This window comes from Pseudoalteromonas sp. PAB 2.2 (assembly GCF_001938575.1).
Taxonomy (GTDB): Bacteria; Pseudomonadota; Gammaproteobacteria; order Enterobacterales; family Alteromonadaceae; genus Pseudoalteromonas; species Pseudoalteromonas lipolytica.
In genome coordinates, this window is record NZ_LYPI01000020.1 from 33,905 (window position 1) to 59,944 (window position 26,040).

The window sequence follows — 26,040 nt, forward strand, 5'->3', positions numbered from 1 at the left end:
TTCATTGTTAAAGATGCTGTTTCTTAGCAAGTACTGCGCCACTTATATTGCTATTTTAGTAACACAACACTCTTAATCTCTATATAAGCATAAAAAACAATCAATAGGCTATTTTTTGTTCTACCCTTGTTGGTAAAATAGACATTCCCTAACACCTTTACGCTTTGCTCTATAAACTAATAAGGCTCTATGCCATAATTCTGTTAACTAATAAATTTAATGGTAAGCGCACATACGCTTAGCAAGGTTTAATGCATGGCATATCAAGAACAACAGCAACCAACAATTTACTGGCATGACTACGAGACCTTTGGCGCCAGTCCGCAAAAAGACCGCCCGAGTCAATTTGCTGGCATACGTACCGATCTTGATTTAAATATTATTGGTGAGCCGCTCATTGAATATTGTAAACCCGCGGCAGACTATTTACCGCACCCAGAGGCGTGTTTAATAACCGGCATTACACCACAAATAGCCATGCAAAAAGGACTGCCTGAAGCCGAATTTATGGCAAAAATTCATGCCGAGTTTAGTCAGCCTAACACCTGTGTAGCTGGCTATAACAGTATTCGCTTTGACGATGAAGTAACACGTTACAGTCTATATCGTAATTTTTATGACCCTTACGAGCGAGAGTATAAAAACAATAATAGCCGTTGGGATATTATTGACCTTGTTCGTGCTTGTTATGCGTTGCGACCAGAAGGTATTGAGTGGCCATTAAAAGATGATGGCACACCCAGCTTTAAACTTGAGCATTTAACTGTTGCTAACGGCATAGAACATGCCGCAGCTCACGACGCGTTAAGTGATGTTACTGCAACCATTGCGCTTGCAAAGCTTATAAAAGAAAAACAACCCAAGCTGTATCAATTCTTTTTTGGTTTACGCTCTAAAAAAGCGCTGGCTGATTTAGTTGATGTGTTCAACATGACACCGCTGGTACATACTTCATCACGCATACCGGCAAGTCAAGGCTGTACTAGCTGGATAGCGCCGATGAGTTTTCATCCAGTCAACAAAAACGCCATCATCTGCTTTAATTTAACAGATGATCCGCAGGTGTTATTAGATTTATCGGTTGAAGAGTTACGGACACGCCTTTACACCAAACACACTGACCTTGGCGAAAACGAGGCCCCTGTCGGCTTAAAACTAGTTCACTTAAATAAGTGCCCTATTCTTGCGCCCGCTAAAACACTATTACCAGAAAATGCCGCACGCCTAGGGATAGACCGCGAAAAGTGTTTGCAAAACCTTGCTATATTAAAAGCCAATACTGAACTTCGCGACAAAGTAACCGAAGTATTTAACGAACAACGTGACTACGGTGAAACACATAACCCTGACTATCAACTATATGATGGCTTTACGAGCCATGCCGATAAAGCCAAATTTGCCATTATTCGCGATGCAAGCCCTGAGCAACTGGCCACAATGCAGTTAGATTTTGAAGACAAAAAGTTTAATACCTTGTTGTTTAGATACCGTGCTCGCAACTGGCCACACACCTTAAGCCAAGACGAACTAGCACAGTGGCGTATGTATTGCCAAAATAAATTAATGCACGGCGATGACAGTCCTTCTATTAGCGCACACGATTTTATGATTACGCTCGAAAATTTAGCTCATGAGCACGACGATAATGAAAAAAATCTGCACATTTTAAAAGCACTGTATAACTACGCACAAAGTATGTAATATAACCATCAATTACCATGCTTTTTGTAAAAATGGCACCTTATAAGATTAAACCGTTTATACAAAAAGCAATGCTCTAACATTATATAAATAAAGGAATATTTATGAAAAAAAGTATGCATTTTACCCTATTTGTCATTTTATTCATTGGCATAAGCCATGCCTACTCTTTTGAATCCAAAATGGATTTCGAAACTTACATACGCGCTTGTATATATAAACCTGATGCTAGCTATATGGGTCAGTGTAATGAGATGGGAGTAGATTACGAGAAGATTGATACAACACTTTATTCTGAAAATAATGATTCAATCTCATTTTCTACAAATGTCATTAAATCTAGGGCAGTTATATTTAAACAGTTCCACCATGACTTTATAATTAATTGTAATGCTTGCTCAGCACCAACAAGTGTTTCTGATACTTTCAGTGCCTTCACTCGCTTTAAAAAAGCTTTTGAATCAAGTGCATTACATAGCGCATTTACTTCCACAGTTGTAACCAGAAATAACCGCAATACCTCAGAGCCAAGTGTGCAAAATAATGGAACAAGTTTCAGTGAAGACTTCAAAAACTTTGCAAGCGGAACTATAGATTTCAAAGATGTATTTGCATCATTGTTTGATAGTGGAGACCAAAATATCGTCTTAGTAAAAGACAGTCGCGGCGAACCTTTTGCACTAATAGAGATAAAAAATGGCAAATATAGCTTAGTCGCAGATTTAACGAAAACAGTTAAGAACTCAGATGGTTCAACACTCTTCAATGCAAACCTAAGTACCAGTAATACACAGCCTTTTGTAGATATTGTCTATGGGGGCTCACTTAATATAGGCACTCATTGTAAAATTGCCTTTACGAGAGCTGAAAATGGGCAAAGATTAGTCTCGCAAGTTAGCTGCTATTAAAATAGTTTTTATAAGAGTTCACATGTGCCTAGCAATGCTAGGCACTTTTTATGACCAATACCCCATTACTTTTTATGCAACGCCTCAATACGTGCTAATAAACTAGAGGTATCGTATCGGCCGCCGCCTAAGGCTTGTACATCGGCATAATACTGGTCAACTGTTGCCGTCATAGGCAACGTTGCGCCGTTCGCTTTTGCCTCATCAAGAGCAATGCCTAAATCTTTACGCATCCAATCGACTGCAAAGCCAAATTCGTACTCACCTGCCCACATTGTTTTGTAGCGGTTTTCCATTTGCCATGAACCTGCGGCACCTTTAGAAATTGTTTCAATTACTTTTTCACCATCAAGACCAGCTTGTTTAGCAAAGTGAAGTCCTTCTGCTAAGCCCTGTACTACCCCGGCAATACAAATTTGGTTCACCATTTTGCAAAGCTGACCTGAACCTACTTCACCTAATAGTTGGCTAAAACGACTAAAAGCAGCCATGACAGGTTGCACAACACCAAAGTCAGCCTCTGCGCCACCCACCATCACCGTGAGAACACCATTCTCTGCACCAGCCTGACCACCAGACACAGGGGCATCTAAAAATGCAATACCTTGTTGCTTAGCTTTAGCACCCACTTCACGAGCGACTTCTGCTGATGTCGTTGTATGGTCAACTAAATAGCTACCGGCTTGCATGCTAGCCAGTACACCATTTTCGCCGTACACCACTGAGCGTAAATCATCGTCGTTACCAACACACATAAACACAATGTCAGCGTCTTTTGCCGCTTCTTTTGGCGTTTCGCTGTAGTGACCTTGATATTCTGATACCCACTTTTGTGCTTTCGCTGTTGTGCGGTTATAAACAGTCACGTGATGACCTGCGTTAGCAAGATGACCCGCCATAGGGTAACCCATGACACCTAATCCGATGAAGGCGACTTTCATTGACATAAAACTGACCTATTTGAGTGATAAATTAGTAACAATTTCATTATCTCAATCGAATAACTAAAAAGCGAATGAAAAAGCGTTCATTAATTTTAAGTAAGTTAAAAACACACAGGTAAAACATGGATAGTATATATCGTTTTAATGCCCAGCTTGCGTCTGGTGAAAATTTTAGCCTTGCGTCGCTACAAGGCAAAACCGCTCTTATTGTTAACATTGCCAGTAAATGTAATTTTTCGATGCAAATGGCAAGTCTCGAAAAACTCTACAACACATATAAAGACCATAATTTTACTGTGCTGGGTTTTGCCTGTAACCAATTTGGTCATAATGAGCCACTCGAAGGTGGAGAATTATTAGCGTATTACCAGCAACACTTTAATGTAAGCTTTCCTCTTTTTAATAAAGTGCTCGTTAATGGGCCTGAGGCGCATCCGTTATTTAATTATTTAAAATGCCATACACGTGGAATTGCGCAAAACCGCGCAATTAAATGGAATTTCACCAAATTTCTTATAAACTCAGAAGGTCAACTCATTGCACGGTACGCCCCGCGTACCAAACCTGAAACCCTCAAAATGGTGATAGAGAGTAATTTAAATGATAAAGCTGGCCTTATTCAGTGCGCAAAAATATGAGAAACCCTTCTTTGACAATAACTCAACTAATTACAGTGAGTTTGTTTCTCTGAGCTTCATTGAGCAATCACTGAATATAACAACCGCACCATTAAGCAAAGGTTTTGATGCTGTATGCGTGTTTGTTAACGATACCGTTGATAAACACGTCATTTCTGCTTTAGCGAACGATGGTGTTAAAGCCATTTTATTACGCTGTGCTGGCTTTAATAATGTTGACCTTGAAGCCGCCAAAGAGCATGGAATAAAGGTTTGCCGCGTACCTGCTTACAGCCCAGAAGCAGTTGCAGAGCATTGTATTGCGCTCATGTTGACACTTAATCGCAAAACACATAAAGCATTTAATCGCGTTCGCGAAGGCAACTTTGATTTAAATGGCTTACTCGGCTTTAACCTATTTAAAAAAACCATTGGCATTATTGGCTGTGGTAAAATTGGCTTAGCACTGGTAAATATTTTAAATGGTTTTGGCGCTAACGTTTTAGTGTGTGATCCTAATGTAAAAGCAGGGCCATTTAAGCTATGTGACTTAGATACCCTACTCACGCAAAGTGATGTCATTTCTTTGCACTGTCCACTAAATGAGCATACCCATCACTTAATTAATGAAGCTGCATTTGAGAAAATGAAAGAAGGTGTCATGCTAATCAACACCTCACGCGGTGCGCTACTAGACAGTAAAGCCTGTATCAATGCGCTAAAATCAAAAAAAATTGGCTATCTGGGGCTTGATGTTTACGAACAAGAATCAGAACTGTTCTTTAAAGATCACCGTGAAGAAATTATGCAAGATGACATTTTTTCTCGCTTAGTCAGTTTCCCAAACGTACTTGTTACAGGCCACCAAGGTTTTTTCACTCAAGAAGCCCTTAACGAAATAGCTTGCACCACACTGCAAAGTGCTAATGAGTTAAGCCAAGGCTTGCCACTGACTAATGAAGTTATTTAAATGCGCTTAACTCTATGCGCTTAAAATAATTCTATGCGCTTAAAATAACTCTATGCTCTTAAAATAATAAGGCGTAAGGTTTGCGCCCTACGCCTTTTAAACAAGTGACTCTCGAATTAAAGCTGATAGTTTTATTTCAACAGCGCCACATTCACGAACACTGCGGTCATAAGTAACGGACACACAAAACGAATGTACTGAGCGAACCAATAATGTGGGCCACTCGCCACTTGGTGTAATTTGTTACCACGTTTCCATAACCAACCTACAGTAATGAAATAAAACAGCCCCATAAGCGGTAATTGGTATTGTGTTAATACCATAATCACTAAGCCAAATAACCAATCAAAGTTAAGAATGATCAAAGATGAAGCAACAAACACAACTAAGGTCACAAATAACGTGGCTTGTTTACGCTCAATGCTGTGATTTTCAACTAAAAATGCGACAGGGATTTCAGTTGATGAAATAGTTGAGGTCACCGATGCAATCGACATCAACACAAAAAACAACAAGCCAACCAGTAGGCCTACTTGCCCCATAGTGCTAAAAAGCTCAGGTAATATTGCAAAAATTAATTGCCCCTCACCGACTAGCTTACCATTACTGAATACCTCAACGCCGTTGTGCTGAGCAACAAAAATGGCAGGAATAATTAATAACCCTGCTAAAAATGCCACACCCGTATCAAGCAATGCAACCGTGCCTGTTAGTTTTGGTAAGTTGGCGTCTGGCTTTAAATATGAGCCATATACCATCATACAACCCACACCTAACGACAATGAAAAGAACGCTTGCCCCATCGCGGCAATAATTAAGTTTGCATCGAAAATTTGACTAAAATCAGGGACTAAATAAGCAGCAAAGCCATCCATTGCGCCATCAAGGGTGGCAATATAAGCGATTAAAGCTACCAGCAACACTAACAATAGTGGCATTAAGCGGCGTGACCAGGTCTCGATACCAGATTTAACCCCTTTTAAAATAATACTGGCTGTTAAGATAAGCATGAGTGGCGTAAACACAAAATTGCGCGCCATTGAATCACTGTGTAAAAAGTCACTGAGCTTAGCTAAACCAAAAAAGCTAGCGATTGGTTCAAGCGCATATGCAAGCATCCAACCTGCAACAATCGAATAAAAACTTAGCATCACAATGGCGCCAAATAGGCCTATGTAACCCGCTGCGGCACCGACTTTTGGCGAGGTATCTTGCCATGCACTTGATAACGCTTTAACAGGATTTGCTTGCGCTTGATGACCTAAATACAGTTCGGTGTACAAGGCTGGAAGCGCTAATAAGAAAATAACAATAAAATAAACAAGTAAAAATGCACCGCCGCCATGGTTTGCCGCTTGCGTTGGGAAACCCCAAATATTACCTAAACCTACTGCCGCACCAGAAGCGGCGAGAACAAAACCAATACGACTTTGGAAGCCGTCACGAACTTGTGCCATACATCTACATTTCTGTTATTATTTTTCCTCATTAAACCATAATTACAGTCAACTGCGTAAACAATTTGCGTTTGTGTGTGCCTGCAACCGTGCATTTGCTGTAAAAATAAACAAATCTAATTCTGAGTATATGCGAAAGCCGCAAACCATGAGCAGTCACTATTTTTCTAACACTTTAAAAATTGATTCAGCAGTAAGTTCAGCTGATAAACAAATCGTACTTGTGGATGCTTCACATATCGATATTAGTGCCCTGCCGGTTAGTAAATTACTCAGCCAGTTTGAGCAAAGCGTACTTGCAAAGCGCAAAGTACAAGCAGCAAAACAAGAGTACATTGCCACGCGGTTAACACTTAAGTATTTATTAAAACTCAGCGTTCCAGCATTTAAAAACACACCTCTTTGCGACATTTCAAGCCAATTTGATGACGCAGACAGCAAGCTTAAACTACACACGCCTGAGGGTGAGCCCATTTGGGCCTGTTTATCGCATTCGCGTGGTTTTATCGGCGCAGCACTCAACCCTGAGCAACATAAATTTGGTTTCGATATTGAACACTGCACAAAAACACGTCCCTTTGTAAAACTTGCCAAACACTTTTATCACCAAGAGGAAGTCAACCTAATTAGCGCCTTTAGCGATATAAACGAGCAAGCTGGGTGTTTTTTTAGAATTTGGACACTCAAAGAAGCGTTGGCCAAAGCAACTGCACAGCCTATCGCTAAGCTCTTGAGCCCAAATGTGTTTGAGGAAATTGAAAAACATAGCTTGACCGCATCAAGCCGAACCGTAAATGATTTTGATATCAGCGTGGTGGCACAAAAAAGCACTGACTGGCAGTGCTCTTTTATGACATTTGACGACTTACGCCGCGTTTTGGCTTTCTAATAAACGACTATGAATAGCTTGAACAACAAGGTCAGACTCACTCTGCTCAACTAAAAAGCACAGGTTATGTTTACTTGCACCATGGCAGATTAAGCGAATATTAAAATCACTCAATACCTGCATTAAGTTAGTTTCTTGCTGACGTAATTGAATTTCTGAACCAATTAATGCCACCAGCGTTAAGTTATTCTCAACCGATACATGACAAAACTCAGAGAGTTTATCTAAACAGGCTTGATCAAGCTCTGGGCGTGATGCGTTAGGTGCGTTATCTAAGGTAATTGCCACACTGATTTCAGAGGTTGTTACTAAATCAACCGAGATATTAAACTCACTTAAAATAGTGAAAACACGCGCTAAGAAACCACTGGCTAAAAGCATTTCTGGGCTTTTAACCGTTAAAAGAATTTGGTTTTTACGCTGTGTGACTGCTCGAATACCAGGCTGCTCTGACTTTTCTTTTTCAATCCATGTGCCCCCTAATTGCGGTTCACGGCTTGAGCCAACAAACACGCTAATATGGCTGCGACTTGCCGGTAAAATAGTCGCGGGGTGCAATACTTTTGCCCCAAAGGTTGCCATTTCAGCTGCTTCGTCAAAGCTTAGTCGAGCAATAGGCGTGGCTTTTACACATAAACGCGGATCTGTACTGAAAATACCCACTACATCAGTCCAAATATGCACACTTTTAGCGTTAATTGCTTCTGCAAGCAATGCCGCGCTGTAGTCAGAACCACCACGGCCTAACGTGGTTGTTTGGTTGTGCTCATCACTGCCAATAAAGCCTTGGGTTACCACAACTTGTTCTGCTAATAAGGGCACTAAATGTTTTTGTGCTGCCGCGGCTGTTGCAGCAATGTTTGGGGTAGCTTTTGCAAATTGACTATCTGTTTTTAAGACTTTACGCACATCAAATCGCACAGCATCTAAGCCCTGACCACGCAGTACTTGAGTAAATAAATAAGATGACAAGCGCTCACCAAAGCTCAGCAGTTCATCTTGCTCTGCGGCCGATTTAGCCCCTGCTGCTGCAAGCGTTTGAAATGCTTTTAAGGTTTCATCAAAGCCATGAGCTAAATCGGCATCCAGCGACAGCTCAGCTAAAATATTTTCTTGAATAGCAATAACACCTGTGATGTGTTCATCGCGCTGTGCTGCGCTTAAATCACCTTTACACAGTGCAACTAAATGATTGGTTACGCCCGCACTTGCACTCACTGCAACAACGCGTACTTGATTATCTGCACAGACAATTTCTGCACAACGACTCATGGCGTCAAAGTTAGCTACACTGGTGCCACCAAATTTTGCAACTACATAATCTGATTTCGAGTTGGCGGCTAATTGGGTATTCATGTCGTCTCCTTTTGTGGGTAACAATCCACATTAATTCAAGAAGAACTCGGCAAGGGGTGCTTTGATAAAAAAGAGTAGTCCACTGCCAGAAGCTCTCCACCTAGTTTGGTGACAGTTTTGAGGATTCAGCCCCATAAACCGAAAAATAACCGCGACGACCGATTACTTTCCTCGGCGAGTACTTCCCTCTTTAATGGTCATTGGCAATCGTCACCTCACATTAAATACCTAAGTATCGCACCTCTTCTGAATGTTAAGTTAACACCTGGTTAAAATAACAAAGCCTGCTATAAAAAGCAGGCTTTGAAACTTATCGTTTAGACGTCTAGCTGTCAAGTATTAAATAAAACTTCCCGCTAGGTATGAGCCATAATAACCCGTTGTATAAGCTATTAATAAATACAGCGACATTTTTAAATAACTCATAAACGTTAATGCTTTTACTTTACTCATTGCGATAATACCCGCTGCAGAGCCGATAATAAGCATTGAGCCTCCCACACCTGTTGCATAGGTAAACGATAACCATTGCTGAGGGCTCATGACAATATCGGCTTTCAGTAATGCAGCCGTTAGCGGCACGTTATCAACCGCAGCCGACAACAAGCCCATTAAGTAGTTTGCATACTCAGGCGCCATAAGCTCATATAAGTGCGTAAATTTAGACAGCATACCCACTTCTTTAAGCGCACCTACGAGTAGCAATACACCCACGAAGAATAAGAGCGTGTCGTATTCAATTTCACGAATATAATCAATAATTTTTTTGTTAACGTCTTTCTTGCGCATTAAAAATTGCGCCACTAAAAACATTAACGACAAACCAAATAAAAAGGTTAATAGTGGTGGCACACTATAAAGCACACTGAGTGTTAGGGTTGCGATAATCGTCGAGAAAAAGATCACCGCAATGGTGATGTCGGTCTTTTCTATGCGGCGGGCAGCTTGTTTTTCGAATACGACATTCCCTGACATCCCCGTAGATAGCATAACAGCCAATAGCGCCACACTTGCAAGTGAAGGCACAATAAGCAATAACAAGTTACCGATGGTGACTTTCTCATCAAGGAAAATCATTAAGGTCGTTACATCACCCGTAATAAGTGATACCCCACCAGAGTTCACACTGAATACAATGAGGGTCGCGTATTTTATTAATTTTTTTGGATCAAGCTTTAGCGACATCACAACTGCAAGCGAAATTAATGTTGCTGTGATATTGTCGGAAATAGAAGAAAACAAAAACGCAAAACCACCAATCAAAAACATCAGCTTTCGTTCGCTGATTTGATTTGGCATAATTTTGTGAACAATATTTTGAATAAACCCTTTCGAGTTTAAATAAGCGACAAAGGTCATAGCAGCCATTAGGAATAACCACAAAGTAGCAATTTCTAAAATATTGTGATCAAGTTGATGTTGTATAGTTTCTGGGCTTTGCCCATGAATTGGAGAGATAAACAAGATAATCCAGCATAAAGTGCCAAAAAAAAGCGTCGTTTTGGCCTTGTTTACATGGATAATATCCTCTATAACGATAAGCAAAAATGCCACCGCTATCAGGGTTAGGATAAGTGGGGTTACCATGGTGTTTGAACAACCTTTATAAAAATGTAAAAATTGTAAGTCGAGTGTTTCGGCGCGGATTCTAGCAGCATCTAAGTCATAAAACTATTCTCAATTACATAAATTACTACTAAACGCTAACACCAAAATTTTGATTTACTGGAGCCGTATGATCCCAGCTAAAAAGTTATTAAATACCCTTACAGAGCATTGGGGGGTGTTAGAACTCTTATTTAAACGTTTTAAGATGGCTGATTTCAGCTTAAAAGACGTACAAAATGCGATAAAACAAAAACAGCCAAGCTGGTCAAATGAACGCATTTATAAAGAAACAAATCGTTTATTGAATCAAGATATTATTATTCCACTGGCAAAATCTTCGCAATTAGAAATCAACCGCGCAATTGCCGACTTTGCAACCTTTTTATTGCAAGAAGAACATTTGGGTCTAGCACAAGAGATCAACGTATTAGTCGATGACTTAGCACGCTTGGGCAACCGCTTAGCAAAAGCCGGAGAAATTGAAGATTACGACGAGCTGCGTCGCTTTAGCCGAATTATGGATGATCGGGTTCGCAAAATAATGAAACTGTTTAGCCATAACGAAAACGCTATTTTAAATATTGTTGAACAAGCTAAAGCTAATAACGCAGTACAATCGCTACAAAAACGCTATCAAGCTGTTATAGAAGCGTTTGACGAATACATAGAGCCAATGCTTGAAATGGTTGATATACGTGGCGATTTTCATGCTTGTTTTAACACCATTGAAACGCAAATAAGCCTACAAATTGAACAAATTGATCGGCTCGGAAAGTCATACCAAGACAAACGCATGCTTGAGCAACTTCGAACGCGTATTTTAGAAATGCATTTAGTGGGTCGCGAAAGCCTGCGTAAAAGTGCTGATATGCTAATGCCACTGCGTGAAGAGCTGCGCCGTAATAACTTAATCACCCGCCAAGCAGCGAAAGTACTTGGACTTGTGCGTAAAAATGGCGTTGATAACATGCTGAGCGCCGTGCAGCCTAATTTTGTCTCTGATTCACAACGCTTTTCACTCGGCCAACAACGCCATATTATCGCCTATATGGCAGGTTTAGTTGACTTTGAGCACGATGAATACGAGCTACCAGAGCATCAAGATGTGCCGGCGTACCAAAGCCCTAATATCCCCGATTACAACGATGTAAAATCACAGTTTAAAAAGCGCTTCAAAAAGGCCACCAAAAAGTCACAACCGCTGCTTAGTTTCTTAGATGAAAGCTACCCCGACCTTGACGCTGACGAAATGCTGTTTTTATATCAAAAACTCATTAGCGATGGCGACCTTGAAATCAGCCAAAGCCAAGAAAAAGTAAAAATAAAGATTGCCCAGCAGCACTTTTCACTCTACCCGTTTAATTCATCGCCTGCTGATGACAAACAAGCAACAGAGCAATAACTATGACAGATATTAATTTAGATGATTTAACACATCTACAAGCGATTAATAAAAAGCTCACCTCAGGCTATCACATTAGCGAGCAAGACACCTTAATGTGGCAAGAGCTTGATCAACACATTGATGCTTATCGCGCCCTATTCAATGCACTCGGTCATGATTTACAACACGATAGCCGTGGCTATTACTACTTTGGCAGCGATGAAAGCACACCTAATATGGGCAAGATCTCGCGCGCTATTGCACTGACTATTTACATTTTGATTGAACACTATGCCAACACAGGTAAAGACCCGATGCGCGCTTTGTTCGACGAGGTTAATGACTTAGAGCTCATGCAAACCCTTGTGCAAATTAATAAACATTTGTTTGATCAACTTGAAATTTTCTCTGGCTCAGATTTACGTAAAGATGTGTATCTACGTATGGTGCGCTTAGGACTTGCCCGCGAAGTTGAAAACGGCTTTATGCTACAAGCCCCTATTTATCGTTACATCGATGCATTAATGGAAGTAAACGAAGAAACCTACCTAGGAGATGACGAATAATGCAAAGCCAAAGCCTATACGGACTCAGTAAGCTTGCGCTATTAAATACCGCTGGCTATGCAAAATGCGTGATTCCGCTTGATAAAAGTAGCTCGATTTGTGCCCCTAACAATACCGGAAAAAGCTCTGTTATTAATGCCCTGCAGTTTCCGCTAATTAATGATTTACGCCTTACCGAGTGGGATGGTCACGATTTAGATGAAACCCGAAAGTTTTATTTTTCATCCGACCAATCATATATATTACTTGAAGCCGACTTACCAAACGGCCCAGTGGTCATTGGTGTTGCTGGTTTGGGTAAAATTGCAGGGTTCGCACATCAGTTTTTTTGCTATCAGGGAAAACTAAACCTTGACCATTACACTCAAGGCAAAACTATTGTTAAGTTCACTAAGCTGTTTAATCATTTAAAAGAGCAAGGATTCAATCCTATTGAACTTAAAGCACAAGAGCTCAACGCCCTTTTAACTGGTGGTGCGACGCCGTTTGATGGCGATATCAATTTAAAAATGATCCCGCTGAATAACGTACAAGACTCGGCAATTTACAAAGAAATCTTCCGCCGTATTCTTAACTTGCACAAGCTCGGTGCCAGTGATGTTAAACGCTTTATGCTGCGTGTGTTTGAGCGTCATATGTCAAACTCTCGGGTAGACTTTTATGAAGTATGGCGTCGCTCATTCGACAAAGTAAACCGTGCCAAACGCGAGTTAAAAGCCCTTGAATCTATGCAAGAGCCTATTGCAGCCCTTGAATCTATGCTTGAAAATCAAACCGTATTAAAAGGTAAACTGGCTGCGTACGCACCTAAGATTGACCAAGCTTTAATTGACTTTGAAAGCTATCAACAAGAGCAGCTAGCAGAGCTCAATATTGCCCTTGAAGATATTGAGCACGAAAAACACGAATTTGAACAAAAGCAACAGTTATACATTCAACAGTCTCGCGATATTGAACGCAAACAAACGCAAATTGAGCAATGGTTTTTAGACTACCGAGCATTAAAATCTGAGTTTGAACTGGTTAATAAAGCCACTTTAAAAGTTAGCCTTACCCAGCTTAAGCAGGACTATGAGTCGCTGTCGCATTCATTAAACAGCGCACAAGGGCAAAGCTTACACACGCTTGATTACCGCATCAGCGAAACACAAAAGCAAATTAAAAGCTTAAAGCTGCAGCTGAAAAACTTAGAGTTCAACCTCTTTACTCGTATGCGTGAAGACTTGTCTTTAAAAGAGGTTGAAGAAATCTCGCGTATTCTCAATCCCGATATTCTCTCGTTTGCAACCACCAGCAATGGGGATGTCGAGATTACTGACGAAGATGCCTTTGGGGAATTTTTAGAGCAATTATCAGCCAACGTAAAAGGCGGTATTCTTACCCTACCGGGTGCAACGATTAAGCTCAAAAAGCTTAGCCCAGTGCAAATGCAAACTGGCGAAAACAAAGAGCAATTAACCGCACAATTAGCCGCACTTGAAAACTCATTAAAAGAGTTTAAACAACAGCGCGAAGTTGCTGCCAATGTCGCCCAAAAGCAAAAAGAGAAAGACGCGCTTTATGATGAGCTAATGGCCTCTGAAGAGGCGTTAAAACGCTTTGAGCAATTTGAAATCATGCAGCAATCTGTTGATGCGCAAACCCTGCTTAAAGAGCAGCTAAATGCTGAACGCGAACAAGTAGACGATTACCTGCAAGATATCCAAAAAAACAGTGGGTCAATTAGTGATCGTCGTTCAATTATCAAATCGAAAAAAGATCTACTCGCCCGCCAAGCTGACCGCTTACGTCAAGTTAAGTCGGAGCGAATTGACCATACTCTCGATTTTTACTCGGGCAAAGTAACGCCGTACATGATCGAAATCAGCATTGATTTTGATAACTTAAGTGATCTCATTCATCATTTTAATAAAGATTGCCAAGAGCTGAGAAACTTTGATATCAACGTGCGCAATACCTACATGCATATTTACAATGCAGGAATTACAAAGTTCGATAACGAAAACGATGAGTTCACTAAGTACGAAAAACTAATAAGCGCGTTTCACAATATTGATAACGAACGCGATGCGGTTGAGCGCCAAGGCCGAGTTGCCCTTACCGAAGTAGCAGCCACCATTAAAGGCCTGCGTGAAGACCTAGATCGCCTTCGCCGCGAAATGAACAGCTTTAACAAAGGCATTAGTCAGCATCGTATTTCAAACTTACAAGCCTTTAAGATCAATGTGATCCCGCGAAAAATGTTGGTTGATAGCATCGACACCATTATCAGTACCTCAAACCAGTTTGAGCAAGGTGATACTCTCGATTTATTAAGCCAAGAGCCGTACAGTGAGTCGGCAGTAAACGAAGCAAAAGATCATTTAATTAAGCTCGCTTCAGATAAAGCGGGATTAACACTGACCGATTTATTTGATATTCGCTTTGAGGTAGTAAACCGTGCAGGTGAAACAGAGCACTTTGAAAAAATTGACTCCGCGGGCTCTAACGGCACACGTATAACAATTAAGTTACTATGTGGCATGCTGTTTATTCGCTACCTGTTAAGTGATCAAGAACAAAACTTATACCGTATCCCTATTTATATTGATGAAGCGGCGGATATCGACCCACAAAACCAAAAAGCAATAATAGAAACCGCATTGAGTTTTGGCTTTGTGCCAATTTTTGCATCTGTTAAGCCACAAGTGAGTTGTGACTACATTGTGCCTATTCGGACAGTAAAAGATGGGGCACAAAACTGGGTCGATGAAAAAGACTGGATTGAGGTCGAACACAGCGCCTAATCACATAAATTAATAAATGATTCAGTCAAGGATGACTATATTTACATTCTATTACATTACTTTTTTTGAAATGTGCCATAGTAACTAAATAATCATTCAGTTGAATTATTTTTGTGTTATGTTATCAATCAAGTAGTGGAAATTTTTGCCAAGGAGCAAACAGTATGAAGAACTTATTAATCGCAACGGCTGTTTTATTTTTAGCGGCTTGTGCTAAAACCCCTGATTGGGATTACGATAAATCAGCTGACTTTAGCAACTATAAAACTTTCTCGTGGGTTCCTAACGCGAGCCTAACAAAGAATGTTGCAAACTACCAAATCAGTCCATTAATGGAAAAGCGTGTCCGCGAAGCGGTAAATGCTGAACTTGAAAAAAGTGGTATGCAACTGGTTGACGTTGCACAAGCTGATGTACTTATTAACTACCATGCATCTGTTGATACTAAAATCGATGTAGATACGTTTAATGTTGGTTATGGCGCACGCTGGAATTATTGGGGCATGGGCTACAACACGCAAACGACAACGCGTGAGTACGAAGTAGGCACATTAATTTTAGATGTTGTCGACCGCGCTTCTAACCAACTTGTTTGGCGTGGAGCTAAAGAAGGTCGTTTACAAAAGAACCAGTCACCAGAAAAACGTACTGAAGTGATCAAAGAAACTGTCGCGAATATTTTAAGTAACTTTCCGCCACAGTCAGTGAAACAATAATTACATGTTTCGATAAAAGACCGCGATTAATTCGCGGTTTTTTATGCCTAAATCAATGCTGGTTGGAGTGGTATAACTCAGTGATTCAGATACAATAGCCGCAATTTTGCAGTGGTTTGCCATGTTTATACGGTAATTAACCCCACTGCTCTCAACACAGTAATCATAAGAGAGTTTTAGATGGTACGAGCGGTACACTTCACACTTCCTGCATTATTCGTCACTTGCTCACTGTTTGCAGAAGAAGCAAACAACATTGAACAAATCACCGTTGAAGTATCAGCAACAGCCAATAAAGAACCTGTTGGCACCTTTGATGCGCCCGTTTCAAATTTAGAATACGACCCACGTGTCGACTTACAATCACGTAATATGGCTGAGGCACAAGCCGATGTGACGATACGGGGTGGTATTTTTGAAAATACCGGCTTTCGTGTTGGCAGCAGCACCTTATTCGATCCACAGTCAGGGCATTACTTTGCAGAAATTCCTATTGCACCGCAGATGCTAGCAGGCCCAGCGGTTCTAACCGGTGCTGATAACGCTCTATATGGCATGAATAGCTCTGTAGGGACCGTTTCATTTGGCTGGCGACCTATTACAAGCACGGGGAGTGCTTCGTTAGGGATTGGTAGCAATGGCTTTAACTTACAGAGTATTCATGCAGCGCACAGCCAAAAGCTTGAGAGCATGCCTGATTGGCGCTTAGGCTTTGAAGGTGAGTATTCGCATTCAAAAAGTGATGGTTCTATTAAGAATGGTGACCATGATTTTGAACGCGCATCGGCACGCATTCAACTGGCAAGTGACACTTCACAAACTGATTTAATGTTCGGTAAACAAGCAAAGTTTTTTGGTTGGCCCAACTTATACACGCCGTTTAATTTTAATGAAACCGAAGATCTTGAAACCACTTTGGTAATGTTAAATCACAAACACTTGTACGGTGCGAGCAATACATTTGAAGTGACCGGTTATTATCGTAAACATAACGATCACTATGTATTATCACGTGAAAACCCCGCTATTTTTGAAGCATTTCACGAAACAACGGTAAAATCACTGGGGTTATCGGGCCGCCACACACTCAACGCGGCATATGCAATTAACTACTCAGGGCAATTTATTGCAGATTCTATTGAGTCTACTTCTCTTGAAAACAACTTTACTTCACGCAATTACACAAAGTTAAGCGTATTGCCAGAATACACAACAGCACTTGCTACTGACAAACAGCTTACCGTGCGTGCGGGTGTAGCATTTGATAACACAAATCGTGATAGTTCAGATACCTCCTTCATTGCTGATGCGAGCCTTAAAGTTGTCAATCAAAATGGCAGTGAACACACGTGGTATGCGTCATACGCAGAGGCAACTCAAGTACCAGGTTATACAGCGATTGGTGGCAGCGAAACAGGTGGTTTATTCAGAAGTAACTACAACCTTGAGCGCGAGACGACCGACAACCTCGAGTTAGGCTTACTAATTGAAGAGCAAACTTGGCGCTTAGATTCAGCGATATTTTATCGTAAAGATAAAAACCTCACTGACTGGACCTACCGCTTTGATGCAACCTCAGCGCGTTTTGCCAACCCTGTTGATATTGATACTTTAGGGGTTGAGTTCCTAGCTAATAAGTCGTTTGACACCACCGAGCTTATTGCCAGCTACACCTATTTAGAAAAGTCCGAAGATTATGGCGCAGCGGATATTGATGCGAGTTTTTACGCCCTAAACTATCCAGATCACCGTGTAACACTCGGTGCAGTTTGGCAACCAATGGACATACTTGAACTGCGTATTGATAATGAATGGCGTAAACAGCACAGCAATCGCCTGAGACGCTCAAGCGATGAAGCCTTCTTTACGCAACTGACGCTAAAATTCACTCCGGCTCAGCTTGAAAATGTGTTTATTACTTTAGCAGCAGACAACATATGGGATGAATCATTCGAAGAAGTCCCCGGCACTCCAGGACGTGGCGAGCAATATACACTAAGCGCTACGTATAGCTGGTAGTTCACAAACCAAAAATGCCAGTCAATAAGACTGGCATTTTCAATAACATTCTTAGGCTAAAAATGAATGATATAAGCCATAAAATATCGGAGAGCTAACTAAAAAACCCACAAATAATATTTTAAAAAAACTATCTTTGCTTTCAATCGAACTCATAATCGATACAGAATCCGTATCAGCCTGTTCTATGGGTTTAAATCTTCGGTAAGTTTTTACCACCACTAAACCGATAATGAATGGCATGACAATAGCTAATACAACTAACAACAAAAATAACCACGCTTCATTGGATGTGTGTCTCATATTCTTCCTTAATTACAAAATCAGTGTATCGTAACTAAAATAGAACCAGCTTGCTAAATGTTTTATGATAAATATTGTTTAAAGCTTTTCAGCAACAACAGCCAAATTTATGTCATCTGTTCAAGTTCGGTAATTAAATACAATGCTTGTTCGTTAGTCATGCCACACACATCTATCGTGGCAGAAAAGTCGCTACACACCTTTGGCCTTGAGGCATCACCAAATAATTTACACAAATTATTCTCATCAAGCTGAATACAGCGCTCTCCGGCCGCTTTGCCGTTTGGCATCCCTGGAATGGGTGAGCTAATACTAGGTGCAATACAACAGGCGCCACAGCCTAATCTACATGCCATTTTATCTGTCATCACGTACCTCTTTAAGAACCTTTATCGCGTCTTTGTAATATGTGTAATGGTTTGTTACATCTTCAAACGCCTTGTAAACACTTTATTGCGTATGCTTAGCCTAACAAATTTTAAATTTAATCATTACCGTCAACCGTGAGGGAATATCCCGTGGCTAGTAAAAAACAAATCATTCTCCCTATTGCCGTTTTAGTCGGCGGCTTAGGGATGGCTTTTGCGTTTGCCTCAATGAAGCAAGCCCCTGTCGAAAAACCAGAACAAGATACGCGTCCGCTTGTATCGATTAAACCATTGAGCTTCGATACGATTACTCTCGATGTAAAATCGTACGGCATTGTTAAGCCAAAGAATCACACCGAGCTTGTAGCGCAAGTTAGCGGCCAAGTTGTATCGCTTTCTGATCAGTTTGTACAAGGCGGATTTGTTAAGCAAGGCGATATTCTAGCACGAATTGACCCAAATGATTACGAAGCAGCACTTATCGAAGCCGAAGCTGGGCTTGCACAAGCAAGTTCTGCACTGGAGATTGAACGTGCACAAGTTTCTGTTGCGCAAGCTGAGTGGGATCGTATCAAAGGCGACTCTCATCAAGTTATTCCCTCTGAACTTTACCTACGTAAACCACAACTCGCTGAAAAACTTGCTAATTACCGTGCAGCGCAAGCAAGCGTTAAGCGCGCTAAACGCAACTTAGAACGTACTTATATTAAAGCCCCTTACGATGCCATTATCGAAGAACGCTTAATTAGTTTAGGCAGTGTTGTTAACCCGGGTAACAGCTTTGGCAGTTTAAGTTCTACCTCACTTGCTGAAATCCGCTTACCCGTTGCCGATAAAGACTTACAGTATCTGGATAATCAAGGTATTGGTGCAAACGTTTCTATTAGCGCCGAGTTTGCTGGTAAACAAACCACATGGCAAGCTACGATTGTTCGCACTGAAGGTGTGGTAGACCAACGCAGTCGAATGAATTATTTAGTTGCCCAAGTTGCTACGCCCTACCAGCAAAAAAATCCATTACGTTTTGGCTCATACATCAACGCGACTATTCAAGGTCGCGCTTTAGATAATGCCATTGTTGTGCCACACCACTTAGTAAAAGACAACAAAATCGCCGTTTTACAAGAAGGCGAAACACTGACATTTAAAACCCTTCATATCGTGCGTGAACAAAATGGTATGGTGATCGCGGATAACGGCCTTGCGAATGGTGAAAAACTCATTACCTCAGCCCTTGAGTACCCCACTGAGGGGATGGCAGTAAAGTTAGATAACGCTGAGTTAAGCGCGCCAACCACGCAACTCGCGTTAAAAGAGGACTAAGCCATGACCACGCAAAGAGAAAAAGGTTTAATCGCGTGGTTTGCTCGCAACCCTGTTGCAGCAAATCTCCTCATGATCTTTATTTTAGTGGGCGGTTTACTAACAGCTATGTCTGTTCGTAAACAGATGTTCCCACAGTTTGAAAGTAACTGGATCAGCATTCAAGCTGTTTATCCGGGTGCTGCTCCACAAGAAGTCGAAGAAGGCATCACCATAAAAGTCGAAGAGTCACTTGAAGGACTCGAAGGTATTAAACGCTTAATTACCTATTCGAACCGCGGGTTTTCACAAGCCTGGATCGAAATTGAAGAACAATACGATCCGCAAGCAGTGCTTGACGAAATCAAGATGCAAGTTGACTCAATTAATACCTTTCCTGCAGAGATGGAACGGCCTATTGTTCGCCGTGATAAGTACGAGCAAGAAGTCATGATCTTGGCGCTTTATGGCGATATGAGCAATTACCAACTAAAAGAGCTGGGTAACGACATAAAAGATGAACTTCAAGCGTTACCGCAAATCAACTTAGTTGAATTTCACAGTGGCCTAAATTATGAAATTGGCATTGAAATAAGCCCTGATAAACTTCGCGAGTATGGTTTAACGTTCCGGGATATTGCGACTGCCGTGCGTAGCTTTTCGGCAAATATGTCGGCGGGTCAAATTCGCTCTGAAAATGGTTATATTTCAATGCGTGTTGAAAACCAAGCTTACCGTGGTAAAGAGTTTGAAAACCTCCCGTTATTGCACCTACCCGATGGCGCACAAGTGCTACTTGGCGATGTAGCCACCGTGAACGATGGCTTTGAAGAGGGTCTGCAATACTCAAAATACAATGGCAAAAACTCATTAACGTTTGAAGTTAATGCCTCTAAAGATCAAGATATCACCAAAGTTGCAGCGGTTCTTAAACAGTACCTTGCTGATAAAGCCCCACTCTTACCAGAGGGTGTAAAATTATCGCCTATTGTCGATTTAACTTACTACCTTGAAGGTCGTCTAAATATGATGATCGATAATATGATTTGGGGGGGTATTTTGGTGATGGTGGTACTCGCCCTATTCTTGCCATTGCGATTAGCATTTTGGGTCATGATGGGGTTGCCTGTGTCTTTCCTAGGTGCTTTTTTAATGATGCCAATGGGCTTTTTAGATATCACCGTTAACCTTGCATCCTTGTTTGCCTTCATATTAGTTCTGGGGATCGTCGTTGATGATGCCATTGTGGTCGGTGAGTCAGCCAGTGCTGAAATTGAAAAACACGGCCATAGCCTTGATAACGTTGTACGTGGTGTAAAACGCGTTGCCATTCCTGCTACATTTGGTGTACTAACAACCATTGCTGCATTCTTACCGCAAACACTGGCGTCGGGACCTGGTTCTGCGTTCTCTAAAGCCATTGGTGGGGTAATTATTTTATGTTTAATTTTCTCTTTGATTGAATCGAAACTTATTTTACCAGCTCACCTAGCGGCAATGAAAAATAAGCCTGCCAACCCTAAAAACCCTTTACATCGTTTGCGTTTAGGTATGGATAACGGTTTGAAAAACTTTGTCGATAATTATTACACGCCATTTATTGGTCACTGTATCCACTATCGATATACCGTTATTGTTGGCTTTATTTGTGTCCTTATTGTGAGCGGTGGTATGTTTGCAGGTGGTTTAGTGAAGTTTGTTGCGAACCCTAAAATTCCGCATGACTTTCCGCGCATCTCAGTCGAAATGAACTTATCGTCATCTGAGCAAGCAACGCTTGAGACAGCAAAAACAATTGAAAACGTCATATTAAATGTCGATAAGCAACTGCAAGAGCAGTATGGTCAATCGATGATCCGTGACTTATCAGTCAGTTTACGAGGTCGCACCAATGCCAATATTATGGCTATTTTAGTTGAGCCTGACTTACGCCCTATCGATACATTTCAGTTAAGTGCGTTATGGCGTGAACAAATGCCGCCACTGCCTGGTGTAAAAACACTTAACATTCAAGACAGCATAATGAATGGCGGCCGTGATGATGGCGATGTAAGTTTTCGCTTAGAAGGCAAAGACATTAACAAACTAAAAGAAGTCGCAGCAAAACTTAAAGAGAAACTTAACAGCATGGAAGGTGTTGGTGACGTTAATGACTCACTACAATCGGCGACCGATGAAGTACAGCTAGAACTTAAACCTCTTGCGTATAGCTTAGGTCTTACACTGTCTGATGTTGCTTCGCAAGTGAGCTTTAGTTACTACGGATTAGAGGCACAACGTATTCTTCGCGAAGGTGAAGAGATCAAAGTCATGATTCGCTATCCACGAGAATCACGCAATGCTGTGAGCGACATTACCGATGCACGTATCATTACGCCAACGGGTGTTGAAGTGCCGCTGGCAGAAGTTGCTAAAGTAAATATCGTAGATGGGGTTAACCGTATTCGCCGAGAAAATGCAAAGCGTACTGTTAATGTGTGGGCTGCGGTTAATACCGAGCAAGCAGAACCATTTGCAATCGCAAAAGAAATTCGTGATGAGTATTTACCCAGCCTACTTAAAAACTACCCAGGTGTAGAAAGTAATGTAGCAGGACGTATTCAAGAAGAAATGGACAGTGTGGCTGAGCAAGTACGTGATTTTGCTCTGTCGATGATGATTATTTTTGCATTATTAGCGATTCCACTTCGCTCATATTCTCAGCCATTTATTATCATGTCGGTTATTCCATTTGGTGTGATTGGTGCCATGTTTGGTCACATGATTTTAGGGATGACCATGAGCAGCCTGTCGGTGTTCGGCATTATTGCGGTTGCAGGTGTTGTTGTGAATGATTCGCTCGTAATGGTCGATTTTGTTAATAAAGCCCGAGCAGAAGGAGTCGCAATTAAAGAGGCAGTAATGCAAGCAGGGGCACGCCGCTTTAGAGCCATTTTATTAACGTCGATCACTACATTTATAGGTGTATTGCCAATAATTATGGAAACCAGTTTACAAGCCAAAATAGTTATCCCAATGGCTGTATCGCTGGCGTTTGGTGTGTTATTTGCGACCGTGATTACATTAATTTTAATTCCATGTCAGTACGTGGCATTAGAAGACTTCAAGCGTTTAATTGCTAAACTAAGAGGCAAAAAAACAACGCCTGATGCCCCACTACAGACATCGAGTAACTAAGCCCTCTCCTTATCCCAACCAAGCGCTTGGTAAGCTTTCTTACCAAGCGTTTTTTGTTAAAAAATAAACAAATATGTTCCTAAAATTTTCATAACTTTGCTAAGCTTAAGTGTGTAAAAAAGAAACAAATTCAAAGAATACTAATTTGCTTATTCTAAGAGTTATTTTTAGGCGAAAACCCTCGTCGCGAGCACTGCAAAATTTCGTTGTTCAAAATCAGAAATTTTTAACGCTGTCAGCATCAGGTTTTACCCCTCTGAATAATTAAGTATTAATGCTAATTAGTGTCACTCTTACAAACACGTTATAAGGACATAGCTATGAAATTTATTCGCTACACTGCCTTGGTTAGTTGTTTATCTTTTTGTATTCCTGCGCTGGCTGAAAACCCATATTTACAACAACAGCTTGAACCTATTTTAATTGGCGAATCTCATTCTGTAGAAAGCGAACTAATCCACTCCCCTGAAATGACTGTTGCCACCTACAAAGCAAATAACTTTGAACGTGTTTGGTCTGATTTTGCGTACACAAAACAAGCGCTTAATTTAATTGCACAAGCTGAGCTTGAAGGACTTTTCCCTAACGATTACCACTTTGACACGCTGATGGCATTGGCAAAAGAAATTGACAAGCGCGGCACACAAGCCGTCGAAGCACAATTCGATGTGCTGATGACCGATGCCATCATGACTTACGCAAAACACCTGATTCGCGGTAAAATGAACCCTAAACTACTATCCGACACATGGAATTACGAGCAGTCTGATGTCACCCCAGATGCCGCTGCAAAAGCGCTGCTTAAACATGTAAAATCAAAAAGCCTCGAAAAAGGCCTTAATGATTTAAAACCCACTCTGCCCCACTATAAAACCTTGAAAGATGCATTGGTTTTTTATCGCGAACTTGACACGAAAGGTGAACTTGCGAATATCACATTACAAAATAAGGTATTAAAACCCGGTCAATCAGACCCCGCTGTGCCACTATTAAAACAAAAACTACAACGCTTAAACTACTACTCTTCTAGTATTTCAGATGAAACCAGTTACGACACTGAACTTGTTGAAGCTGTTAAAAAATTCCAATATTTACATCAAGTTGCTGACGATGGTGTAATAGGAAATGAAACCATAAAGCTGCTCAATAGAGATTACAGTGAATATGTTAATGATATCTTAGTTAATTTAGAGCGCATTCGCTGGGTAGACAACACCATCACCGAGCGTTTTTTAATCGTTAATATTGCGGGGTATATGCTTTATCTGTTCGAAGATAACAAACTTCAATGGAAAACCAATGTAGTTGTAGGCCAAAACTACACAAAAACCCCCATATTCAAAGGGCAAATGAGTTACATAGTAATGAACCCGACTTGGACAGTACCACGGAGTATTTCTGGAGGGATTATTAAGAAAATGAAAGATAACCCCAACTATCTGAATGAAAAGGACTTTGTGGTAGTAGATAGCCGCCGTAACCCCGTAGATAGCAAGAGCATTGACTGGGCTAATGCGAGCCGCAAAAACTTCCCGTATTGGTTTGTACAGCAACCTTCAGAAAATAATTCACTGGGACAAATCAAATTCATGTTCCCAAATAAATACTCAATTTATTTGCACGACACTCCTGCAAAAAGTTTATTCCAGCAAGACCAACGTGCATTCAGTCATGGTTGTGTGCGGGTTGATGAGCCACTCACACTAGCTGAAAAAATATTAGGAACCTCGGATGGTTGGTCTCGCAGTAAAATTGATGACGCTATCTCAGCTAAAGAGACACAAAAAGTAACCCTGTCAAACCCGCTTGATGTCTTTTTAATGTATTGGACCGTGGCTGCAAATACAGATGATGGACTGCATTTTTACTCTGATGTGTATAATCGCGATCCTGTATTACTAGAAAAACTCACTAAGCCACTTTCAAATGATTCAATCTAGAGGTATCTATGAAATTTAGCCTAGTGGTTATCAGTACGTTGTTTGCATGCATAACGCTGCCTATCAGTGCACTTGAGCTCAACAAATCGCTGCACAGTATTGTAATGGATGCGAATGAAGTGCTCACCCTTGATAACACGGCCGACTTTTCTGCTACCGATGTGTCAGATGTAAAAACAGAACGGTTAGGCCCAACAAGCCTCGCCGTTTATGCTCCTGAAAAAGCAGGGTTTTATTCTTTAGTACTGGCAAATTCACACGCTGAACGCACCTTAATGGTTATTGTAAAAAAGCCGTTTAACGCCAAAAACAAAGTACTGAATAATTACCAAATTGGCACGTACCCTGCTCCATACAAAAACAACCCACAGTACAGTGCCCCATCAGGGCTTATTGAAATAACAGAGCAGGATTTAACACGCCAATTAACACCTCATGTGCAAGTTAGAAATGTGATTTGTAAACAAGTGAGTGGTTTCCCAAAATACCTTTATGTTAATAACGACGGGTTAATGATGCTCGAAGATTTACTTAAATTTGTGCAACGTGAAGGAATTAAAGTAACTAAATTTGCCTTTATCAGTGGCTACCGTACGCCTCATTACAACCGCTCTATTGGTAATGGACGACACAGTCGTCATCAATATGGTGATGCATTTGATTTATACATCGATGAAAACGGCGATGGCCGCATGGACGATTTAAACGGTGATGGCAAGCTCACCATTGCCGATGTCGATGTACTTTATAAACTGTTCGAAAAATTTCAAAAGCAAAGCCGCTACACTGGCGGTATTGGCCGCTATAAACCTGCGGCTCATCATGGTGGTTTTGTACACATAGACAACCGTGGCTTTACCGCAAGGTGGTAAGACACTCTATTAATAAATGAATTGTAATAGAATGTTTCTATTATATTCCAATAAGATAAAGACTAAGCTATTGTGAATTAGTACAAAAATCACACTAAATAGAAAATCCATCGCTCACATAGTGTCACGGCTAAAACGAGACTGCCTCTTTTGGAAT

The 26,040-nt window shown here is 41.0% G+C and carries 20 protein-coding genes and 1 riboswitch; of the genes, 14 read left to right on the top strand and 6 right to left on the bottom strand.

The window, feature by feature from the left end:
- Positions 1-255: 255 nt before the first annotated feature.
- Together sbcB and BWD47_RS17105 are read left to right on the top strand one after the other, a co-directional pair.
- Entirely contained in the window at positions 256-1,701 is a 1,446-nt protein-coding gene (gene sbcB, locus BWD47_RS17100; RefSeq protein ID WP_074989316.1) for an exodeoxyribonuclease I, read from the top strand.
- 104 nt (positions 1,702-1,805) lie between these two features.
- Entirely contained in the window at positions 1,806-2,609 is an 804-nt protein-coding gene (locus BWD47_RS17105) for a hypothetical protein (RefSeq protein WP_075594362.1), read from the top strand.
- A gap of 65 nt (positions 2,610-2,674) precedes the next feature.
- Here the strand turns inward: BWD47_RS17105 and BWD47_RS17110 are convergent, their stop codons facing one another.
- On the bottom strand, positions 2,675-3,556 hold the full coding sequence (locus BWD47_RS17110) for an NAD(P)-dependent oxidoreductase (protein ID WP_036967732.1): 882 nt from the start codon (positions 3,554-3,556) through the stop codon (positions 2,675-2,677).
- A 119-nt stretch (positions 3,557-3,675) separates the two neighbouring features.
- Between BWD47_RS17110 and BWD47_RS17115 the strand changes: the two genes are divergently transcribed.
- Together BWD47_RS17115 and BWD47_RS17120 are read left to right on the top strand one after the other, a co-directional pair.
- Complete coding sequence (locus tag BWD47_RS17115; RefSeq protein ID WP_036967730.1) at positions 3,676-4,191, top strand: glutathione peroxidase; 516 nt, start codon at positions 3,676-3,678, stop codon at positions 4,189-4,191.
- Positions 4,157-5,140, top strand: a complete 984-nt coding sequence (locus BWD47_RS17120) for a 2-hydroxyacid dehydrogenase (protein WP_036969171.1) — start codon at positions 4,157-4,159, stop codon at positions 5,138-5,140. The genes BWD47_RS17115 and BWD47_RS17120 overlap by 35 nt, the downstream gene beginning before the upstream one ends.
- Before the next feature lie 131 nt (positions 5,141-5,271).
- On the opposite strand, the gene BWD47_RS17125 is transcribed toward BWD47_RS17120, so the two are convergent.
- Positions 5,272-6,597, bottom strand: coding sequence for a sodium-dependent transporter (locus BWD47_RS17125; protein WP_065978682.1), 1,326 nt, complete (start codon positions 6,595-6,597; stop codon positions 5,272-5,274).
- A gap of 148 nt (positions 6,598-6,745) precedes the next feature.
- Between BWD47_RS17125 and BWD47_RS17130 the strand changes: the two genes are divergently transcribed.
- On the top strand, positions 6,746-7,486 hold the full coding sequence (locus tag BWD47_RS17130; RefSeq protein ID WP_075594363.1) for a 4'-phosphopantetheinyl transferase superfamily protein: 741 nt from the start codon (positions 6,746-6,748) through the stop codon (positions 7,484-7,486).
- Here BWD47_RS17130 and lysC read toward each other — a convergent pair.
- Positions 7,463-8,842 (bottom strand): lysine-sensitive aspartokinase 3, encoded by a 1,380-nt coding sequence (lysC, locus tag BWD47_RS17135; protein WP_065978684.1) that lies wholly within the window; start codon positions 8,840-8,842, stop codon positions 7,463-7,465. The two genes, BWD47_RS17130 and lysC, sit on opposite strands and share 24 nt — an antisense overlap.
- Positions 8,843-8,923: 81 nt before the next feature.
- Positions 8,924-9,096: riboswitch (Lysine riboswitch) on the bottom strand.
- Between the two features lie 85 nt (positions 9,097-9,181).
- A complete protein-coding gene (gene nhaD, locus BWD47_RS17140; protein ID WP_074989311.1) occupies positions 9,182-10,429 on the bottom strand; it encodes a sodium:proton antiporter NhaD in 1,248 nt (415 codons plus the stop codon).
- 148 nt (positions 10,430-10,577) lie between these two features.
- Here nhaD and BWD47_RS17145 point away from each other — a divergent pair, with 148 nt between their 5' ends.
- From BWD47_RS17145 to BWD47_RS17170, 5 genes are all read left to right on the top strand, one after another.
- Positions 10,578-11,852, top strand: coding sequence for a hypothetical protein (locus BWD47_RS17145; RefSeq protein WP_036967717.1), 1,275 nt, complete (start codon positions 10,578-10,580; stop codon positions 11,850-11,852).
- 2 nt (positions 11,853-11,854) lie between these two features.
- Positions 11,855-12,400, top strand: a complete 546-nt coding sequence (locus BWD47_RS17150; protein WP_062564547.1) for a hypothetical protein — start codon at positions 11,855-11,857, stop codon at positions 12,398-12,400.
- Positions 12,400-15,186: an ATPase gene (locus tag BWD47_RS17155; protein WP_075594364.1), complete on the top strand. Its 2,787-nt coding sequence runs from the start codon at positions 12,400-12,402 to the stop codon at positions 15,184-15,186. The genes BWD47_RS17150 and BWD47_RS17155 overlap by 1 nt, the downstream gene beginning before the upstream one ends.
- 164 nt (positions 15,187-15,350) lie before the next feature.
- Positions 15,351-15,902: a DUF4136 domain-containing protein gene (locus BWD47_RS17160; protein WP_036967710.1), complete on the top strand. Its 552-nt coding sequence runs from the start codon at positions 15,351-15,353 to the stop codon at positions 15,900-15,902.
- A 180-nt stretch (positions 15,903-16,082) separates the two neighbouring features.
- Positions 16,083-17,921 carry a TonB-dependent siderophore receptor gene (locus tag BWD47_RS17170; protein ID WP_075594366.1) on the top strand — a complete coding sequence of 613 codons (1,839 nt, stop codon included), beginning with the start codon at positions 16,083-16,085 and terminating at the stop codon, positions 17,919-17,921.
- Between the two features lie 51 nt (positions 17,922-17,972).
- Here BWD47_RS17170 and BWD47_RS17175 read toward each other — a convergent pair whose 3' ends face one another.
- Together BWD47_RS17175 and BWD47_RS17180 are read right to left on the bottom strand one after the other, a co-directional pair.
- The gene (locus BWD47_RS17175; RefSeq protein ID WP_065978689.1) at positions 17,973-18,224 is read right to left on the bottom strand and encodes a hypothetical protein; all 252 of its coding nucleotides are present in this window, start codon (positions 18,222-18,224) and stop codon (positions 17,973-17,975) included.
- A 107-nt stretch (positions 18,225-18,331) separates the two neighbouring features.
- Positions 18,332-18,580, bottom strand: a complete 249-nt coding sequence (locus tag BWD47_RS17180) for a YkgJ family cysteine cluster protein (protein ID WP_178387097.1) — start codon at positions 18,578-18,580, stop codon at positions 18,332-18,334.
- A gap of 162 nt (positions 18,581-18,742) precedes the next feature.
- Between BWD47_RS17180 and BWD47_RS17185 the strand changes: the two genes are divergently transcribed.
- The 4 genes from BWD47_RS17185 to BWD47_RS17200 all read left to right on the top strand — a co-directional run bounded on the left by BWD47_RS17185 (position 18,743) and on the right by BWD47_RS17200 (position 25,883).
- Positions 18,743-19,915 (top strand): efflux RND transporter periplasmic adaptor subunit, encoded by a 1,173-nt coding sequence (locus BWD47_RS17185; RefSeq protein ID WP_036967700.1) that lies wholly within the window; start codon positions 18,743-18,745, stop codon positions 19,913-19,915.
- Positions 19,916-19,918: 3 nt separating this feature from the next.
- Complete coding sequence (locus tag BWD47_RS17190) at positions 19,919-23,071, top strand: efflux RND transporter permease subunit (RefSeq protein WP_074989306.1); 3,153 nt, start codon at positions 19,919-19,921, stop codon at positions 23,069-23,071.
- 320 nt (positions 23,072-23,391) lie between these two features.
- Positions 23,392-25,011, top strand: coding sequence for a murein L,D-transpeptidase (locus BWD47_RS17195; protein ID WP_075594368.1), 1,620 nt, complete (start codon positions 23,392-23,394; stop codon positions 25,009-25,011).
- Between the two features lie 8 nt (positions 25,012-25,019).
- A complete protein-coding gene (locus tag BWD47_RS17200; RefSeq protein ID WP_074989302.1) occupies positions 25,020-25,883 on the top strand; it encodes a D-Ala-D-Ala carboxypeptidase family metallohydrolase in 864 nt (287 codons plus the stop codon).
- Positions 25,884-26,040 lie beyond the last annotated feature (157 nt).

What these genes read in the sequence shown, in the direction of transcription:
- sbcB (WP_074989316.1), top strand. Translation starts at nt 256, where the DNA reads ATGGCATATCAAGAACAACAGCAACCAACAATTTACTGGCATGACTAC.
- BWD47_RS17105 (WP_075594362.1), top strand. Translation starts at nt 1,806, where the DNA reads ATGAAAAAAAGTATGCATTTTACCCTATTTGTCATTTTATTCATTGGC.
- BWD47_RS17110 (WP_036967732.1), bottom strand. Translation starts at nt 3,556, where the DNA reads ATGTCAATGAAAGTCGCCTTCATCGGATTAGGTGTCATGGGTTACCCT.
- BWD47_RS17115 (WP_036967730.1), top strand. Translation starts at nt 3,676, where the DNA reads ATGGATAGTATATATCGTTTTAATGCCCAGCTTGCGTCTGGTGAAAAT.
- BWD47_RS17125 (WP_065978682.1), bottom strand. Translation starts at nt 6,597, where the DNA reads ATGGCACAAGTTCGTGACGGCTTCCAAAGTCGTATTGGTTTTGTTCTC.
- BWD47_RS17130 (WP_075594363.1), top strand. Translation starts at nt 6,746, where the DNA reads ATGAGCAGTCACTATTTTTCTAACACTTTAAAAATTGATTCAGCAGTA.
- lysC (WP_065978684.1), bottom strand. Translation starts at nt 8,842, where the DNA reads ATGAATACCCAATTAGCCGCCAACTCGAAATCAGATTATGTAGTTGCA.
- nhaD (WP_074989311.1), bottom strand. Translation starts at nt 10,429, where the DNA reads ATGGTAACCCCACTTATCCTAACCCTGATAGCGGTGGCATTTTTGCTT.
- BWD47_RS17145 (WP_036967717.1), top strand. Translation starts at nt 10,578, where the DNA reads ATGATCCCAGCTAAAAAGTTATTAAATACCCTTACAGAGCATTGGGGG.
- BWD47_RS17150 (WP_062564547.1), top strand. Translation starts at nt 11,855, where the DNA reads ATGACAGATATTAATTTAGATGATTTAACACATCTACAAGCGATTAAT.
- BWD47_RS17155 (WP_075594364.1), top strand. Translation starts at nt 12,400, where the DNA reads ATGCAAAGCCAAAGCCTATACGGACTCAGTAAGCTTGCGCTATTAAAT.
- BWD47_RS17160 (WP_036967710.1), top strand. Translation starts at nt 15,351, where the DNA reads ATGAAGAACTTATTAATCGCAACGGCTGTTTTATTTTTAGCGGCTTGT.
- BWD47_RS17170 (WP_075594366.1), top strand. Translation starts at nt 16,083, where the DNA reads ATGGTACGAGCGGTACACTTCACACTTCCTGCATTATTCGTCACTTGC.
- BWD47_RS17175 (WP_065978689.1), bottom strand. Translation starts at nt 18,224, where the DNA reads ATGAGACACACATCCAATGAAGCGTGGTTATTTTTGTTGTTAGTTGTA.
- BWD47_RS17180 (WP_178387097.1), bottom strand. Translation starts at nt 18,580, where the DNA reads ATGGCATGTAGATTAGGCTGTGGCGCCTGTTGTATTGCACCTAGTATT.
- BWD47_RS17190 (WP_074989306.1), top strand. Translation starts at nt 19,919, where the DNA reads ATGACCACGCAAAGAGAAAAAGGTTTAATCGCGTGGTTTGCTCGCAAC.
- BWD47_RS17195 (WP_075594368.1), top strand. Translation starts at nt 23,392, where the DNA reads ATGAAATTTATTCGCTACACTGCCTTGGTTAGTTGTTTATCTTTTTGT.
- BWD47_RS17200 (WP_074989302.1), top strand. Translation starts at nt 25,020, where the DNA reads ATGAAATTTAGCCTAGTGGTTATCAGTACGTTGTTTGCATGCATAACG.